At 43.1% G+C, this 16,862-nt stretch carries 15 protein-coding genes; all 15 read right to left on the bottom strand.

All coding sequences use genetic code 11. The annotated features are described in order from the left end of the window. Positions 1-9: 9 nt before the first annotated feature. Positions 10-441: an excalibur calcium-binding domain-containing protein gene (locus GBN19_RS06960; RefSeq protein ID WP_151777635.1), complete on the bottom strand. Its 432-nt coding sequence runs from the start codon at positions 439-441 to the stop codon at positions 10-12. Between the two features lie 57 nt (positions 442-498). Next, positions 499-1,134 carry a uracil phosphoribosyltransferase gene (gene upp / locus GBN19_RS06955; RefSeq protein ID WP_151709758.1) on the bottom strand — a complete coding sequence of 212 codons (636 nt, stop codon included), beginning with the start codon at positions 1,132-1,134 and terminating at the stop codon, positions 499-501. A 103-nt stretch (positions 1,135-1,237) separates the two neighbouring features. Further along, positions 1,238-2,734, bottom strand: a complete 1,497-nt coding sequence (gene nuoN / locus GBN19_RS06950; protein WP_151709759.1) for an NADH-quinone oxidoreductase subunit NuoN — start codon at positions 2,732-2,734, stop codon at positions 1,238-1,240. Between the two features lie 3 nt (positions 2,735-2,737). Beyond that, the gene (gene nuoM / locus GBN19_RS06945) at positions 2,738-4,339 is read right to left on the bottom strand and encodes an NADH-quinone oxidoreductase subunit M (protein ID WP_151777626.1); all 1,602 of its coding nucleotides are present in this window, start codon (positions 4,337-4,339) and stop codon (positions 2,738-2,740) included. A 1-nt stretch (position 4,340) separates the two neighbouring features. Continuing rightward, positions 4,341-6,236 (bottom strand): NADH-quinone oxidoreductase subunit L, encoded by a 1,896-nt coding sequence (gene nuoL / locus GBN19_RS06940; RefSeq protein ID WP_151777625.1) that lies wholly within the window; start codon positions 6,234-6,236, stop codon positions 4,341-4,343. Further along, positions 6,233-6,541, bottom strand: a complete 309-nt coding sequence (nuoK, locus tag GBN19_RS06935; protein ID WP_004750668.1) for an NADH-quinone oxidoreductase subunit NuoK — start codon at positions 6,539-6,541, stop codon at positions 6,233-6,235. The genes nuoL and nuoK overlap by 4 nt, the downstream gene beginning before the upstream one ends. A gap of 5 nt (positions 6,542-6,546) precedes the next feature. Then, the gene (nuoJ, locus tag GBN19_RS06930; RefSeq protein ID WP_171494444.1) at positions 6,547-7,056 is read right to left on the bottom strand and encodes an NADH-quinone oxidoreductase subunit J; all 510 of its coding nucleotides are present in this window, start codon (positions 7,054-7,056) and stop codon (positions 6,547-6,549) included. After that, the gene (gene nuoI / locus GBN19_RS06925; RefSeq protein ID WP_151709762.1) at positions 7,056-7,598 is read right to left on the bottom strand and encodes an NADH-quinone oxidoreductase subunit NuoI; all 543 of its coding nucleotides are present in this window, start codon (positions 7,596-7,598) and stop codon (positions 7,056-7,058) included. The genes nuoJ and nuoI overlap by 1 nt, the downstream gene beginning before the upstream one ends. Positions 7,599-7,616: 18 nt before the next feature. Next, positions 7,617-8,633, bottom strand: coding sequence for an NADH-quinone oxidoreductase subunit NuoH (gene nuoH, locus GBN19_RS06920; RefSeq protein ID WP_151709763.1), 1,017 nt, complete (start codon positions 8,631-8,633; stop codon positions 7,617-7,619). Positions 8,634-8,635: 2 nt separating this feature from the next. After that, on the bottom strand, positions 8,636-11,320 hold the full coding sequence (nuoG, locus tag GBN19_RS06915; protein ID WP_151777623.1) for an NADH-quinone oxidoreductase subunit NuoG: 2,685 nt from the start codon (positions 11,318-11,320) through the stop codon (positions 8,636-8,638). A 12-nt stretch (positions 11,321-11,332) separates the two neighbouring features. Beyond that, entirely contained in the window at positions 11,333-12,661 is a 1,329-nt protein-coding gene (nuoF, locus tag GBN19_RS06910; protein ID WP_151777622.1) for an NADH-quinone oxidoreductase subunit NuoF, read from the bottom strand. Next, a complete protein-coding gene (nuoE, locus tag GBN19_RS06905) occupies positions 12,658-13,167 on the bottom strand; it encodes an NADH-quinone oxidoreductase subunit NuoE (protein WP_111895662.1) in 510 nt (169 codons plus the stop codon). Before nuoE ends, nuoF begins: the two co-directional genes overlap by 4 nt. 13 nt (positions 13,168-13,180) lie before the next feature. Next, complete coding sequence (gene nuoC / locus GBN19_RS06900; RefSeq protein WP_151777621.1) at positions 13,181-14,971, bottom strand: NADH-quinone oxidoreductase subunit C/D; 1,791 nt, start codon at positions 14,969-14,971, stop codon at positions 13,181-13,183. An 88-nt stretch (positions 14,972-15,059) separates the two neighbouring features. Beyond that, positions 15,060-15,737: a NuoB/complex I 20 kDa subunit family protein gene (locus tag GBN19_RS06895; protein WP_004750650.1), complete on the bottom strand. Its 678-nt coding sequence runs from the start codon at positions 15,735-15,737 to the stop codon at positions 15,060-15,062. Positions 15,738-15,743: 6 nt separating this feature from the next. Continuing rightward, positions 15,744-16,280 (bottom strand): NADH-quinone oxidoreductase subunit A, encoded by a 537-nt coding sequence (ndhC, locus tag GBN19_RS06890; RefSeq protein WP_151709767.1) that lies wholly within the window; start codon positions 16,278-16,280, stop codon positions 15,744-15,746. Between the last annotated feature and the right edge of the window lie 582 nt (positions 16,281-16,862).

Below are 16,862 nucleotides of genomic sequence, written 5' to 3'. Positions count from 1 at the left end.
TTTTCAGCTTTATTCTTGCCAATTTGGATCGGTTTGACGACGAGAATCTTGTTCGCAAGGCTCACCATCATGATTCCCATCCATTTTGGTATTTGGACAGTTACGTACAAACCAACGTGCTTCAGCTAAAGAATGCATTTGCCCACAACGCTCTCGACCATCACATTTAAAATACCCAAGCGGTGTTGACATAGGTTTTTGTGCCGGTGCAGGACGACTAACAACCAATGATTTAACTTCTGGTTTTAATTCTGGAATATGATCAGGTAAATGCCCTAATTTTTTGCGTTGCTCATTAATTAACTGTTTTTGTTCTTCAATTAACTGCTGTGTGTATTGTTCACGTTTTTGATCATGTTGTTGTAGTTTTGAGTAAGCGATATAAGTTCCAATACCTACCAATACAACAACGATAAATAAAAGCACGACTGCCTTTTTCATCATTCTTGCCCCATAAAAAAATACCTGTTATTAAACAGGCATTTTTTTATAACGACATTAGTCTTTTTGTACACTACCGAAGATTTTATCACCAGCATCGCCAAGACCAGGAACAATGTAACCATTTTCATTTAAACCATCATCAATTGATGCGGTAAAAATGCGAACATCTGGATGTTGTTGTTCTACTTTTGCCACGCCTTCTGGCGCTGCGACTAGAACCATCACACGAATATCTTTACAACCACTGGCTTTTAGGACATCAATGGCTGCAATTAGAGAACTTCCTGTTGCAAGCATCGGATCAATGATCATGGCAATACGGTTGGCTACATCTGGAACTAACTTTTTATAATAAGTACGTGCCTGTAAGGTTTCTTCATCACGTTCAAGACCCAAAACACTCACTTTCGCACTTGGAATCAAATTGAGTACGCCATCGAGCATACCAATTCCTGCACGTAAAATAGGGACAACTGTAATTTTTTTGCCTGCAATACGCTGAGCGGTTACTTTACCTGCCCACCCCTGAATCTCTTGATCGACTACTGGCAAATCTTTTGTTGCTTCATAGGTCAATAACATAGTGACTTCTTGTGCAAGTTCACGAAAATTTTTAGTACTGATATCGGCACGACGTAATAAACCCAATTTATGGCGAATGAGTGGGTGACGAATTTCTTGAATAGGCACGGGAGAACACCTGAGAGTGATAAGTTGCGCTTAGTATATCGCTTTTCAAGTAGAAATAAAAAAGCCCTCAACAAGGAGAGCTTCTTACTGATCTGAAAACAGCTTAGTGGCTAAACAACATTTGTTGAATTGGCGCTAAAACTTGTGACATTGCAGAGATTTTTAAGAATGGATCTGGATAAATACCAATGAAAAGAACCAATGCTGCAGATGCGAGCACCATGATACCACCCACTTTTTGACCCCAATGTTTTTCAGCATCAATACGTGGTACTTCTGGTGGAGTAAGATACATCACAATCATGACACGTAAATAGTAGTACAAACCAATACCACTACCCACAATGATTGCTCCTGCCAAGAACCAGTGACCTGCATCTACTGCAGCTTTGATGACCATGAATTTACCAATAAAGCCCGCAGTCAATGGAATACCTGCCAAAGACAACAGCATTACAGTCAACGTTGCTGTCAACACTGGACGACGCCAGAATAAACCACGGTAATCTGCAACACTTTCAGCTTCATCCAAATTGTTATATGGACTAGACATTAGTGTCACAACACCAAAAGCACCGATTGTTGTAAATACATAAGTGATCACATACATATTCACGCTGTCGAGGCTAAAGTAGTTTTTGCTCACAAGTGCGATTAATAAGTAACCAAAATGCGCAATAGAAGAATAAGCCAAGACACGCTTCAAGTTCACCTGACGTACTGCAAGTAAGTTACCTGCAAGGATTGAAAGTACCGCAATGATACAAAGAATCAGATTGATTGAAGGAATCAACGCGCCTGCTGCAAGTAAATAACGAACAAGCAAACCAATGGTTGCCACTTTCGCAGCAGTTGCCAAGAACGTTGCCATAGGCGCTGGTGCACCTTGATAAACGTCTGGCGTCCATTTGTGGAATGGTGCCAAAGACAGTTTGAATGCAATTGCAAAGATGATGAGGCCAAGACCCAAAATAACCATTGGGTTGCCCATTTTCACCATCTGCAACAAAGAGCCAAAACCTGTGTAGAAAGACAGTGTGCCTGTGTATGCATAAATATATGCCATACCCATCAACAACATTGCAGATGCTGTTGCTGATAACACAAGGTATTTCATTCCTGCTTCTAATGACTTTTCACGCTCATGGGTATAAGCCAAAAGACCATACACAGGAACGGACATCAATTCCAAACTAATAAAGAATGATGCATAGTGAGAGCTTGCGACCATCAACATGGCACCTGCCACAGAAGAAAGAAGCAACAAGTACAACTCTTCACGATTGTCTTTATACGTTTCAATATACGCATGAGACAACGTGCAACATGCCAATGCTGAAACCAAAATCAGCAATTGATAAAGCATGGTAAATGGATCAACCATAAACATGTTCATCACATTGGCAGGTCGGAACTGACCACCCATCATTTGCAACACAATAAAGAATGCTGCCAAGTTCAAGCCAATGACTGAAGCAGTCGCAATCAAATTATGATTGCGCTTGATTGTGGTTAAAATCATGACCAGTGCGATTGTCAAAGCGACAATCATCACAGGTGCAAGTGGCATAAGATCTGAAAATTGGATTGTGAAGTTCATGACTTATTGGATCTCCACATTATCAAGTTGGCTGATTGCTTGTTGCATCAAATCTACACCGTTATGAACAGGAATATAGCTATTCGCTAACCACTGCATACTTGAGTTAGATACATCAAGGAAGGTTTGTGGGTACATCCCTAGCCACACGAGACCAATCACACAGATCATTAAAATTGTAATCTCACGTGCAGATAAATCTTTCAGTGGATTTGCATAATGCTGTTTTTGCTCTTCGTTTGGAGTACCAAACAATGAACGATGAATCAAAATCAAGCCGTAAAGACCAGCAAATACCAAGCTAATCGCAGCAATGATGGTGAATGTTGGATATTTACCAAATGAACCCATCAAGATCAGGAATTCACCGATAAAGTTACCTAGACCTGGAATACCCACCAAAGCTGAAATGAAGAACATTAAGAAGAATGGTAAGTAACGGAATTGACCACGCATACCGCCCATCAAACGCATGTCACGTGTATGCAAACGCTCATAGATTTGACCACACATGATGAACAGTGCAGCAGAACATAGACCGTGTGCCAACATCATGATCATCAAACCTTGATAAGTAATGATGTTACCTGCATAAATTGCAAGCAGTACAACGCCCATATGTGAAATAGAGCTATATGCCAACAGACGTTTCATATCGGTTTGTTGGTAAGCACACCACGCACCGTAGAAAATACCAATCAAACCAAAGATGATTGCAATATCAGCAAACTGTGCCGATGCTGTTGGGAAGAATGGAATGACAAAACGGAGCAAACCGTATGCTGCTGTTTTAATCAAGATACCTGCTAAGTCCACAGAACCTGCTGTAGGTGCTTGGGCATGCGCATCTGGTAACCAACCGTGTAATGGAAATACAGGAAGTTTCACTGCAAAACCAATAAACATACAGATCATGAAACCATATGCAAATTGTGGTGGTAAGTGATTTGCAACAGCTAACAAGAAGTTATAGTCAAAGTTGATTGTACCATTGGTCATAATATACCCCCAGACTACGAGTCCAAGGATACCAATCAACATAATCAAACCTGACACTTGCGTGTAAATAAAGAATTTGGTTGCAGCATAAACGCGTGATTTACCATCCGCACCACTATGTCCCCAAAGTGCAATCAAGAAATAGATTGGCACTAGCATCATCTCCCAGAAGAAGAAGAACAAGAACATATCAAGTGCAAGGAATACGCCGATAACGCCACCTAAACTCCAAAGCAAGTTTAAGTGGAAGAAACCAACATTCTTTTGGATTTCACCCCAAGAACAGCCGACCGCTAAAATACCTAACAGTGCAGTTAACCCCACCATCAAGATGGAGAGACCATCCACAGCAAGGTGAATACTGATCCCTAATGAACTAATCCACGGCACATAAAATTGTGCTGCAAACGTTGGAGCTTGAGCACCAAGTTCGTAATGATAATCACCATGACTCCACAGAAGCACTGTTAAGCCTAAAGTGATGATCATCCCAATTAAAGCAATCCAGCGTGGAAGGTGCTGGTCGAGTTTATCGACCAACCAGCACATAAAACCTGCAATGAACGGAACCAGAATCAGCGCGGGTAAAATTAAATTGTTTTCCATTTTATTTCCCCATTACCTGCACAACAATCAGGATCATCAGTAACACCACAATACCGAGTGACATACTTGATGCGTATTCACGCAGTGATCCTGTTTGACGTGAACTTGTAAAGCTGTTTCCACCTTTTACCAAGGCAGGCAATACTAACCACAATCCATCAATTGGATCACGACCTAAGATTTTCGCCATCAGTAAATAAGGTTGTACGAAAATGAGGTTATATAAAGCATCGAAGCCAAATGCATTACGCCAGATATGTGCAATACCCGCACCCAAAGAATTTTGAGCAAACGCTTTCACTGCACCATAAGCAAAGACAAATAGAACAACACCAACAACTAAACCAGCTAAGGCAATTCCTACAGCTGTATGTTCTGCACCGTGTACCAATGCTTCAACATTTTCAGGAATTTCAAATACTGGAATCTGCGCTGAAGTCAATAACTTTTCAACTGGCGCTTTTAACACTGCACCTACTGCTGTAGACAATACCAATAGAATTGATAATGGACCCCAGTACGTCACACCTTTGATTTCGTGCGCATATGTTTTTTCTTCGCCAAAGAATACAACCCAGATTAAACGGAATGTATAAATTGAAGTGAGGAATGCACCCGCAACACCTGCCCAGTACAAGCAGTTATACAGTGGAAGATTTGCCAACATGCCATGCGCATAAACTTCACCCAAGATCGCATCTTTAGAGAAGAAGCCTACGGTCAAGAATGGAATTGCCGCTAATGCACCACCACCCACAACGAAACATGCAAATACGAATGGAATCTTTTTCCAAAGACCACCCATCTTGAAGATGTTTTGTTCGTGATGACATGCCAAGATCACAGCACCAGAAGACAAGAATAATAATGCCTTGAAGAATGCGTGAGCCAACATGTGGAATAGACCCGCTTGGTAAGCTTCAGCACCGACTGCCATAAACATATAACCAAGCTGACTCATGGTTGAGTAAGCCAAGATACGTTTGATATCGGTTTGAACCAATGCAGCAAAACCAGCAACCAACAAGGTAATCGCACCTGTTACAGAAATGAACTGCATGATTTCAGGCGCCATTTCAAACACAGTATGTGTACGACAAGTTAAGTACACACCTGCTGTTACCATGGTTGCAGCGTGGATCAGTGCAGAAACAGGCGTTGGACCTGCCATCGCATCGGCTAACCAAGTTTGCAATGGAATCTGTGCAGATTTACCTGCAGCACCCAAGAACAACATTAATGCTGTCCAAATCGCAAGTGAATGATTTCCTGCAAGAACAAGATGTGCATTTGCCACAATCGTTGCAATATGCAAAGTACCGAATTCTTGATATAGCAAGAATAACGCGATCAATAAGAAAACGTCACCCACACGTGTCACGGTAAATGCTTTGATTGCAGCCCAACCATTGTCTGGATTTGAATAATAAAAACCAATCAATAAGTATGAGCATAAACCAACACCTTCCCAACCCAAGAACAATAACGCAAGGTTATCGCCAAGAACCAACACCAACATGCTCGCAACGAACAGGTTGAAGTAAGAGAAGAAGCGCGCATAGCCATCTTCGCCACGCATATACCACGATGCAAAGATATGGATCAGGAAGCCCACACCTGTGATCATGCCCATCATCAATAAAGATAGACCATCAAGATGTAGGTTAATTTCTGGTGCAAACGTCCCAACGCTGAACCATGTCCATAGATGTTGTACGACAGCGGTTGAACCACTGTTGACAAACTCCAAACCTGCAATCAATGCAAATAAAGCAGACAGACCCACTGAACCTACGCCAATCACAGCAGCAATATTTTCAGAAAGCTTATCGCGACCCGCCGCTAATAAAATAAAGCCGATTAGCGGAAATAAGATTGTTAAGTATAAATAACTCATCCGCGCATCTCACTCGCAGCATCCACATCCAAATGATGGAAGCGATGATAAAACTGAAGGACGATCGCTAGACCAATACAAGCCTCGGCAGCTGCCAAAGTCAAAATTAAGATAAACATAATCTGACCGTCAGCTTGACCCCAAACACTACCCGCAAGCACAAATGCTAATGCAGCAGCGTTCATCATGATCTCAAGACTCATCAAAATAAATAGAAAGTTGCGACGCACCATTACACCGTAAAACCCAAGTGCAAAAAGAACGGTTGCCACAATCAAACCGTGTTCCAAAGGGATGTTACCCATTAGTCTTATTCCTCTTCACTTGGTTCACGTTTACCTAAATGGAATGCTGCAACAAGTGCTGCGAGCAATAGCATTGCGGCAATTTCAACCAACAATAAATATTGGGTAAATAACGCTTGACCCACTGCTTTAGGTCCAACCATGTTTTTGCCCAGTAAGGCACCTGCGGGTGTGTAATCGCTACCGATCATCCACACAAGAGTTAAGCCCAATAAAAAGCTCAACAATGCAGGTACTGCCCAAGCATCTGAGGTCAACCATTTACGTTCTTGCTCAACCGTGTGCTGACCCAAGTTCAGCATCATCACCACGAATACAAACAAGACCATAATTGCGCCAGCATACACGATCACCTCAAGTGCGCCTGCGAAAGGTGCACCCACGATCATGAAAATACCCGCAACAGCCAGCAATGAAATAATCAGATTCAATAACGCATGTACAGGATTCGCATTAGTCACAACACGAACCGTAGAAACGATGGCCACAAGAGCCATTAAATAAAATGGCCACATCATGGTAATAAGCTCCGTACATCGACAGGTTTGCTTTCTTTTTGCGCCTGTCCTTTTTCTTTACCGTCAATTGCCATACCTGTTACACGATAGAAGTTGTAATCAGGGTATTTACCTGGACCAGAGATCAGTAAGTTTTCTTTTTCGTAAACCAAATCCTGACGCACATATTCACCCAACTCAAAATCTGGAGTTAACTGAATCGCTGTCGTAGGACATGCTTCTTCACACATACCGCAGAAGATACAACGTGAGAAGTTGATACGGAAAAATTCCGGATACCAACGACCATCTTCTTTTTCTGCTTTTTGTAATGAAATACAACCTACAGGGCAAGCAACCGCACATAAGTTACAAGCAACACAGCGCTCTTCGCCATCTGGGTCACGTGTTAAAACAATACGACCACGATAACGAGGCGGTACGATCTGCTCAGCAGGTACTTCTGGGTATAAAATGGTGTCACGTTTGCGCGTTGCGTGGCTAAACACCATCCACAACGAGCGAACAACAGACCCGACACCAGCTAGAATTTTAAACATAATCTTATCCCTGCTGTCTTAGCCCGCATGCTTCATGAGAATGACAGCACCCGTTACGAGTAAGTTAACTAATGCCAATGGCAAGCAGACTTTCCATCCAAAGTTCATGACTTGGTCATAACGTGGACGAATTAATGCACCACGCGCCAAAATAAACATCATGACAAAGAACGCAGTTTTAGCAATAAACCAAAAACCTGCTGGAATAAATGGAATATCCAAGTTAAATGGTGCAAGCCATCCACCGAAGAATAACGTCACGATCAATGATGAAATCAAGATGATGTTCACGTATTCAGCAACGAAGAACATCCCCCATTTCATACCGCCGTATTCAACATGGTAACCTTCTGACAATTCTTGCTCTGCTTCTGGTTGGTCAAATGGATGACGGTGAGTCACTGCAACACCTGCAACCACGAACACCATAAAGCCGATGAATTGAGGAATGACATTCCACATATCACGTTGAGATTCAACAATCTCACGCATGTTGAATGAACCTGCAATCGCCACAACACCCATCAAGGAAATGCCCAAGAACACTTCATAAGAAATGGTTTGCGCAGAAGAACGTAGCGCACCAAGTAAGGCATATTTGTTGTTCGAAGACCAACCACCAAATAATACGGCATACACCGCAATACCTGCCATTGCCATAAAGAACAATAAGCCGATGCTCATGTCTGCAACACCCATAAATGGGCTAACAGGAATCACCATGTAAGACAGCACAGCTGTCGCCATTGCGACAGCAGGTGCTAAACGGAAAGTCAATTTGTCTGCAAATTTTGGTGTCCAGTCTTCTTTGAACATGATTTTAAGCATGTCGGCAACGATTTGGAGCGAACCAAAAGGACCTACACGGTTTGGACCGTAACGGTCTTGCCACAAACCTAAAAGACGACGTTCAACAAAAGACATCAGCGCTGCACAAATGACAACGACCAATAAAATCAGAATCGCTTGCACCACCATATAGGCGATTGGCCAATCTGTTGCCCATACAGGTAGAGCGCGTAAATTTTCGTGCATGATTACACTCCTACCGACACAGCAACAGGTTCAGCCAAAGATACGGTTGGCGCTAAACCAATCGGATAACCAATATAGCCTGTTGGCAAGTATTCAATCACTTGCACAGGTAAGCTAATGCTGGTTTCCCCTGCTTTTACGGTAATTTTTTGACCATCTTGAACATTTAAACGAGATGCATCTTGTTCACCCACTGCAAACACAGCACTCGGAATACGTGATTCCATTGCAGGTGTTTTAATGGTGAATTCGCCTGAAGCAAAAATATGATGCATTGGAACCAAACGGAAGCTGTCTGGATTGACCAGAACGACCGAAGGTGCAACATAGCTACGTGCTGGACGTTTTGCTAAACGATCAAATAAACGAATACCTGCGTCACCGCCTTTCAAGTGACCACCCACTTCATCTTGGTATTTGTTCCAAGACTGTGGAGAGTTCCAACCTGGCGCCCACGCAAATGGTACAAGCGAAGAAGCTTTTTGCGGACCTACATAACCTTCCATAGAGAATGTTAATGCTGAGTCTGGATCTGTCGGTTGTTTAGGTTCATGAACCGATAAATGCGCACGCATTGCTGTACGACCAGAATAACGACGTGGTTCACGAGCAATTTTCAAACCATGTACACGGTAGCCAGCGTCTGGCGCAACATCTTGAATTGCTTCAAGTACCGGAACGTTCTTCACGATTGTTTCGATTACGTCGTCAAGTACTGTCCAATCAATTGGCTTGCCTTTAAGGCCAGTTTCAATGGCATGCAACCAACGCCAAGATTCTTTAATCGCGTATTCAGGTTTGTAGTAGCTTGGATCGTAAACTTGGTAGAAACGTTGTGCACGACCTTCTTGGCTCACCACTGTACCATCACCTTCAGCAAAGCTTGCTGCTGACAATACAATGTTCGCTGCTTTCACAGTTTCAGTTTCGCTATGATCGAGCACAATCACATCTTGCGCTTTCGCCAAAGCTGCCTGAACTTGAGTTGCAGGTAGACGACGGAACAGATCATTTTCAACGATCACTACAGTGTCGTAGTCTTGTGCAAAGGCTTGCTCTAGGCTTAAACCACCAAACAGTGCAAGACCCATTGAGTTCACTTCAGGAACAACTAAAGTTAAACCTGCTGTTGCGCCCAAGTTCTGAGTCAACTGTGCTGCAGCTTCCATAATCGCTGGATCTTGTAGGCTTGTACCTGCAATCACCAATGGTTTTTTCGCTGCTTTTAGTGTATCTGCAATGGTTTGTGCAAATGCTTTTGCATCGTCATCTAGACCAAGAACAGTTTCACCTTTCGCTGCTGCTGCAACGGCAAAGCCTAGACGTGCGATATCATTTGGAGAAGCAACCACTTCACCTGTCGCAACATCAGCTAAACGGGTTTGTGTTGCTGCCAAGATATAAATCGGCGATTTTTCATCTTGACCAATACGTGCAACAGGTTCAGCTAACCAGTCTGGCGTACGGCGATCTGCTGCCATTTGTTTGGCTTTGTTTTTCGCAGCTTGGCGAACAGACAATGCCATACGAGGCGCAGTTTGTGTTAAGTCTTCACCTAAAATCAGCACCGCATCATAACTTTCAACTTCACGTAAAGTTGGGTTATAGATACCTTCGGTTTGCATGATCGATGCAGCAAGTTCAACCAATGACTGCTCTTTTTGCGTCATCCCTGTTGAATAGCTGTCTTGACCCACCAACTCGCGAAGTGCGTAGTTAGATTCAAGGCTGGCACGTGGAGAACCGATACCCAAGACTTTTTTGCCTTGCAATTTAGCAATCACAGTATCAAGTGCTTGATCTACTGAAACCGTAGTGACTTCAGTTTGATTGCGTAATTGTGGCTGACGAGGACGATCTTCACGGTTGACATAACCTGTACCGAAACGACCTTTGTCACACAAGAAGTATTGGTTCACATCACCGTTGAAACGGTTTTCGACACGACGTAATTCACCATAACGCTCACCTGGAGAGATATTACAGCCAGAAGAACAGCCTTGGCATACGCTAGGCGCATACTGCATGTCCCACTTACGGTTATAACGTGCTGAGTGAGTTTTATCGGTAAATACACCTGTTGGGCAGACTTCAGTCAAGTTACCAGAGAATTCAGATTCCAAAGTCCCTGATTCTGGACGACCGAAATACACACGTGATGCATTGGCATAAACACCAAAGTCCGTACCGCCCGCATAGTCTTTATAGTAACGAACACAGCGGTAGCACGCGATACAACGGTTCATTTCATGAGCAATAAACGAACCCAATTCTTGGTTGTAGTGTGTACGCTTGGTGAAACGGTAGCGACGACGGTCGTGACCAGTCATCACAGTCATATCTTGTAAATGACAGTGACCACCTTCTTCACAGACTGGACAGTCGTGTGGGTGGTTGGTCATTAAGAATTCAACCACAGACTCACGGAAATTCACCGCTTCTTTGTCTTCGATTGAAATATAGGTATTGTCGGAAGCAGGTGTCATACAAGACATCACAAGACGTCCGCGTGTATCCTCAGGATTTGCATACTGAGTTACCGCACATTGACGGCAAGAACCAACAGAACCTAAGGATGGATGCCAGCAAAAATATGGAATATCAATACCGAGAGACAAACATGCTTGCAGCAAGTTCTCTGAGCCATTGACTTCATACTGTTTTCCATCGACATGAATAGTAGCCATAGTCGAATTCCCTTAAGCTTGTGCAACGTCACGATTTTGAGCGGCAGCATTTACAACTTTCGCTTCAAATTCGCTACGGAAATGTTTGAGTGCGCCCATCAATGGTTCCATCGCACCTGGTGCGTGAGCACAGAATGTTTTACCAATCCAAAGCTTACGAGTCAGTTCTTGTAAGTGATCGATATCTTCTTTCTTGCCTTCACCATTCTCAAGTGCTTTAAGCGCTTTCACTGCCCAAGGTAAACCATCACGGCAAGGTGTACACCAGCCACATGATTCACGCGCAAAGAATTCTTCTAGGTTACGTGTTGCTGAAACCATACATTGAGTTTCATCGACCACCATGAGCAAACATGTTCCTAAACGTGAACCTGCTTTCATGATGCTTTCAGCATCCATTGGAAGATCAATGTGTTCAGCAGCCAAGAAGTCCGTAGACGCACCGCCTGGCAACCATGCTTTGAGTTTAAGACCATCACGCATACCGCCAGCATGATCTTCGATCACTTCACGTGCGGTTGTACCAAATGGCAACTCCCAAAGACCAGGGAACTTGACTTTACCCGATGCACCGTAGATTTTCGTGCCAGGATCTTTCGATTTACCTGCTGACAAACCGATATACCATTCTGGGCCACGTAGCATAATTGCTGGCAAGTTATTGTAGGTCTCAACGTTGTTGACAATCGTTGGACGACCCCAAGCCCCTGCAACTTGCGGGAATGGTGGTTTGGTACGAGGATTCGCACGGCGACCTTCTAGAGAGTTAATCAATGCAGTTTCTTCACCGCAGATATAACGTCCTGCACCAGTGTGCACATACAGCTCGAAATTCCAGCCTGTATCTAGAATGTTGTCACCCAAATAGCCTTTGGCACGAACTTGTTCTAAGGCTTCGTTCAGGTATTGCGCAGCTTCAATGTATTCGCCACGAATAAAGATATAACCTTGAGTCGCTTCCAAGGTATATGCTGCAATCAGCATGCCTTCGATCAACTGATGAGGCAGTTTTTCCATCAACAGACGGTCTTTAAACGTCCCTGGTTCCATCTCATCGGCATTACAGATCAGGTAACGAGGACCACCATCATTGGGTGCCATCAATGACCATTTAATCCCTGCTGGGAAACCTGCACCACCACGCCCTTTGACAGTCGCTGCTTTAATGACTTCCAGCACATCTTTCGGTGGCATGGTAATCGCTTTTTTAAAGCCTGCATAACCTTCAAGCGCTTCGTAGTCATCTGCATTACGCACATGTTCTTGTTTGCTTAAGCGCCAAGTCAATGGATGCGTTTCTGGGTTACCGTCGCCATAAATTGGTTTTGGTTCAGTATTCATACATACTTCTCCAATAACTGTTTGATTGAAGTCACTTCAACCAATCCATGAGTATCTTCATCAATCATCAAGGTTGGGCCTTTATCGCAGTTACCTAGGCAACAAATCGGCAATAAAGTAAAACGGTCATCTGCCGTTGTTTGTCCAAACTGAATGCCGAGTTCACGCTGGAATGCTTCAGCAAGTGTTTCAGCACCCATCAAGAAACATGCAATCGAGTCACAAAGTAAAATGACATGGCGACCTACAGGTTGACGATAGATACGGTTATAGAATGTCGCTACACCCTCTAAATCAGCAACGCTGATTGTGAGTAGCTGAGCAATTGCATTTAATTGCGCATCATCCACCCAACCATTACGGCGTTGTACGCACTTTAAAGCATCTAGTGATGCTGCGCGTGGGTATGGATAATGACCAATGTGATGTTCAATTTCGTGAATTTCGTCCGCAGTCAAAATTCCTTCAACATTCACACGTGGCTTTTTATCAGTCAAAATCATCATAATGCGTTACCCCTTAGCGATCCACATCAGCCATAACCACATCAATGGTTGCCAAGTAAATGATCAAGTCAGACACCAAACTGCCATTAATCACCGAAGGAATTTGCTGTAGGTGAGTAAATGTTGGTGTACGAATACGCGTACGATAACTCATGGTTGCTTTGTCAGAGGTTAAGTAATAGTTACTTGCCCCTTTCACCACTTCAGCCATGACAGATGCTTCACCTGCAGGCATCACAGGACCCCAAGAAACGCTCAAGAAGTGCGTAATCAAGGTTTCAATATCTTGTAGAGTCTTGTCTTTTGGTGGTGGAACAGCCAGTGGATGATCCGCTTTGTATGGACCAGATGGCATGTTGTCTAGACATTGCTTCACGATTTTCAATGATTCACGAATTTCGTGGAAGTGAACCATCACACGTGCATAAGCATCACCTTCATATTCAACAGGCACTTCAAAGTCGTAATTTTCATAACCGCTATATGGGCGGTATTTACGAACGTCAAAGTCAATCCCTGTTGCACGCAGACCTGTACCTGTTACCCCCCAAGCCAATGCAGATTTTGCATCGTATTGAGCAACATTACGGGTACGACCAATAAATACAGAGTTTTTCAAGGCTGCTTTATGGTATTCGTCCAAACGCTTCGGCATCCAGTCGAGGATTTCACGGATCAAATGTTGCCAGTTGTTTGGAAGGTCATGCGCAGTACCGCCTATACGGAACCAAGCTGGGTGCATACGGAAACCAGTAATGGCTTCAATCGCATCATAAATTTTTTGACGGTCAGCAAACATATAGAATACTGGGGTCATACCACCGGTATCCTGAATCGCTGTACCGATGTAAAGCAAGTGGTTATTGATACGGAATAATTCCGACATCATGACACGGATACATTGTGCGCGATCAGGAACTTTAATTCCTGCAAGTTGTTCCACACCCATCACATAAGGCATGTTTTGCGCACAACCACCCAAGTAGTCTACACGGTCAGTGTAAGGAATAAATGAGTGCCATGTTTGACGCTCAGCCATCTTTTCCACACCACGGTGGTGATAACCGATATCAGGTACACAGTCTTTCACTTCTTCGCCATCGAGCTGCAAGATCACACGGAATGCACCATGCGCAGATGGATGGTTAGGACCCAAGTTCAAGAACATGAAGTCCTCGTCCTTGTTACCACGTTTTAGACCCCAATCTTCAGGTACAAAACGCAAATGTTCTTGTTCGAAATCCTGTTTCGCCTTGTTTTGCATATAAGGCGTATATTCGGTTGCACGTGCAGAATATTCTTTACGTAACGGATGCCCTTCCCAGTAGGTCGGCAACAAGATACGGCGCAACATTGGGTGACCATCAAACTTGATGCCGAACATGTCATAAGCTTCACGTTCGTACCAGTTCGCATTTGGCCAAATATTGGTTGCGGTTGGAATATTCAGATCACTCTCGTTTAAAGCGACTTTGACACGAATATCGACATTACGCTCTAGCGATAGCAAATGATAAAAAACAGTGAAATCTGATGCAGGTAATCCTTCACGGTGTTGACGTAAACGTTCATCAACCGCAGAAAGGTCAAACAGCATCACGTATGGGCGTGATACGGTACGCAAGAACATTAAGACTTCTTGCACGCGCGCACGCTCAACCCAGACCGTTGGAAAATCTTCACAAGTCGGTTGCACGTAGAAGTTTTCACCGAATTTAGTTTTCAGCTCTTCTACAATTGCAAATGCTGGGCGCGAATCAACCTGTGTTGACTCTTCTGGCATAGCAATTTCAGTTTCAGCCATTGGCTTGGCTTCCTTTTTAATACAAATTCTTTTTTAATCCTAACGACAAATCACCCATAGGCGGGTGACAATCAATCCATCGTTAAAATTATTTAATCTCATCCATAGAGCGTAAGTTTTTCACTGCAATACGTTCTGCATTTTTACGATCACGTTCTGGCATCATCTTTGGCTTATAAACAGGCTTAAGATCATCACCAATGACTGCAGATAACGGACGGCGCTCTAACTGAATTTGGTCTTGTAATAACATTAATGCTTGGATTAATGCTTCTGGGCGTGGCGGACAACCTGGAATATAAACATCTACAGGAATAATCTTGTCGACACCTTGCACAACTGAGTAAATGTCGTACATACCACCAGAGTTGGCACAAGCACCCATAGAGATGACCCATTTCGGTTCAAGCATTTGTTCATACAAACGTTGAATAACAGGTGCCATCTTCACGAAGCAAGTCCCAGCCACAATCATTAAGTCGGCTTGACGAGGTGAAGCACGAATAACTTCGGCACCAAAACGTGACAAGTCATGCACACCCGTTAAGGTTGTTGCATACTCAACGTAGCAGCAAGAAGTACCAAAGTTAAATGGCCAAACTGAGTTCTTACGACCCCAGTTGACCACATTGTGCATCACATCTTCCAGACGCGTCATAAATACGTTTTTATTGACTTCTTCCTGAAGAGGATCGGTCACAATTTGACGCTCTTGAAGCGGGTACTGGTCAGCCTGTGGATTGGCACGGGTTAATGTATATTTCATCCCGTATTACTCCTTGTCAGAAGTTACTGTGGTCTTTTTGACTCGAGACTGAGCCGGAACTTGACCCGTAGGATCGGTTACAAGCTCATCAATTGAATTGAAGCGGGTGATCTCTGCGATATCCATATTTGGAGAGCCAATTTTTGGTAATATGCCTGCCGCTTTGCGACGGTCAAATGGCGACCAGTTCAATGCACCTACAGAAAGCGCATAAACCAAACCAATTAACAAGTCGACAATAAAGACTGTTGCCGTTGAGAAACCGAACCAACCTACTTCGCGCACAGCACCAGACCATGCATAAAGATAAAGTGCTTCGATATCAAAAATGACAAAGAAGATAGCGACAAGATAGAATTTTGCAGATAAGCGAATGCGGGCACCGCCTGCACCAACAATACCTGACTCAAACTGCTCTTGTTTTGCACGACCCCATGACTTACCTCCTAGGAGTAACGGAACTGTAAGCATAAAGACGCAAAGGAATGTAACGCCGATCACGAAGGCAATGGTTGCCCAATCGTATGGAGTAATGGCACTCATGCGGGGATAACTCCTGGCAGGCCTAATTTTAACAAAAGAATGTATGTATTGGCCTAAAAATACACCAAACACAAAATTAAACACTCTAATTGTACCTGATTTATGATTTCGGTTGCTAGGCTAATCTCGCTAGTATTTGGGATAATACTCTGTATGGTTTTTACACCAAAAAACTGCTAAAACTGTGGTAATCCATACTTATTGATTAATACTATTAGTTTTATAAAAAATAACTTTTTTTTCAATTATTGCTCTTTTTTTGGTATTTTTTGCAAAATTGCGCTTTAAAAAAATAGAATCATGCCCCAAATAGCGAAAAAAATCCTACTGAATTTCTTCAGAAAAAATAAGAATAATTCTCAATGAAGAAATGATCTGCTTAAATCAAGGTAATGTATTTTGTAACAAATGCTTTGCTTCTTTTTACAATCATCTCTTAGTTCACATCATAACGTCTCATGTCATATTTACAAGAAGCACACCATGACGCAGCATTCTAAAAGTTGACTCTTGATTTTATTTATAAAAGTGACATGAAATATCATCAAGACATAACATAACTATGCTTTGTTCTACGTTATA

The sequence above is a fragment of the Acinetobacter brisouii genome (genome assembly GCF_008993995.1).
Classification (GTDB): Bacteria; Pseudomonadota; Gammaproteobacteria; order Pseudomonadales; family Moraxellaceae; genus Acinetobacter; species Acinetobacter brisouii_A.
The sequence above is the reverse complement of the archived record's forward strand: the minus strand, read 5'-3'. Positions and strand labels throughout refer to the sequence as shown.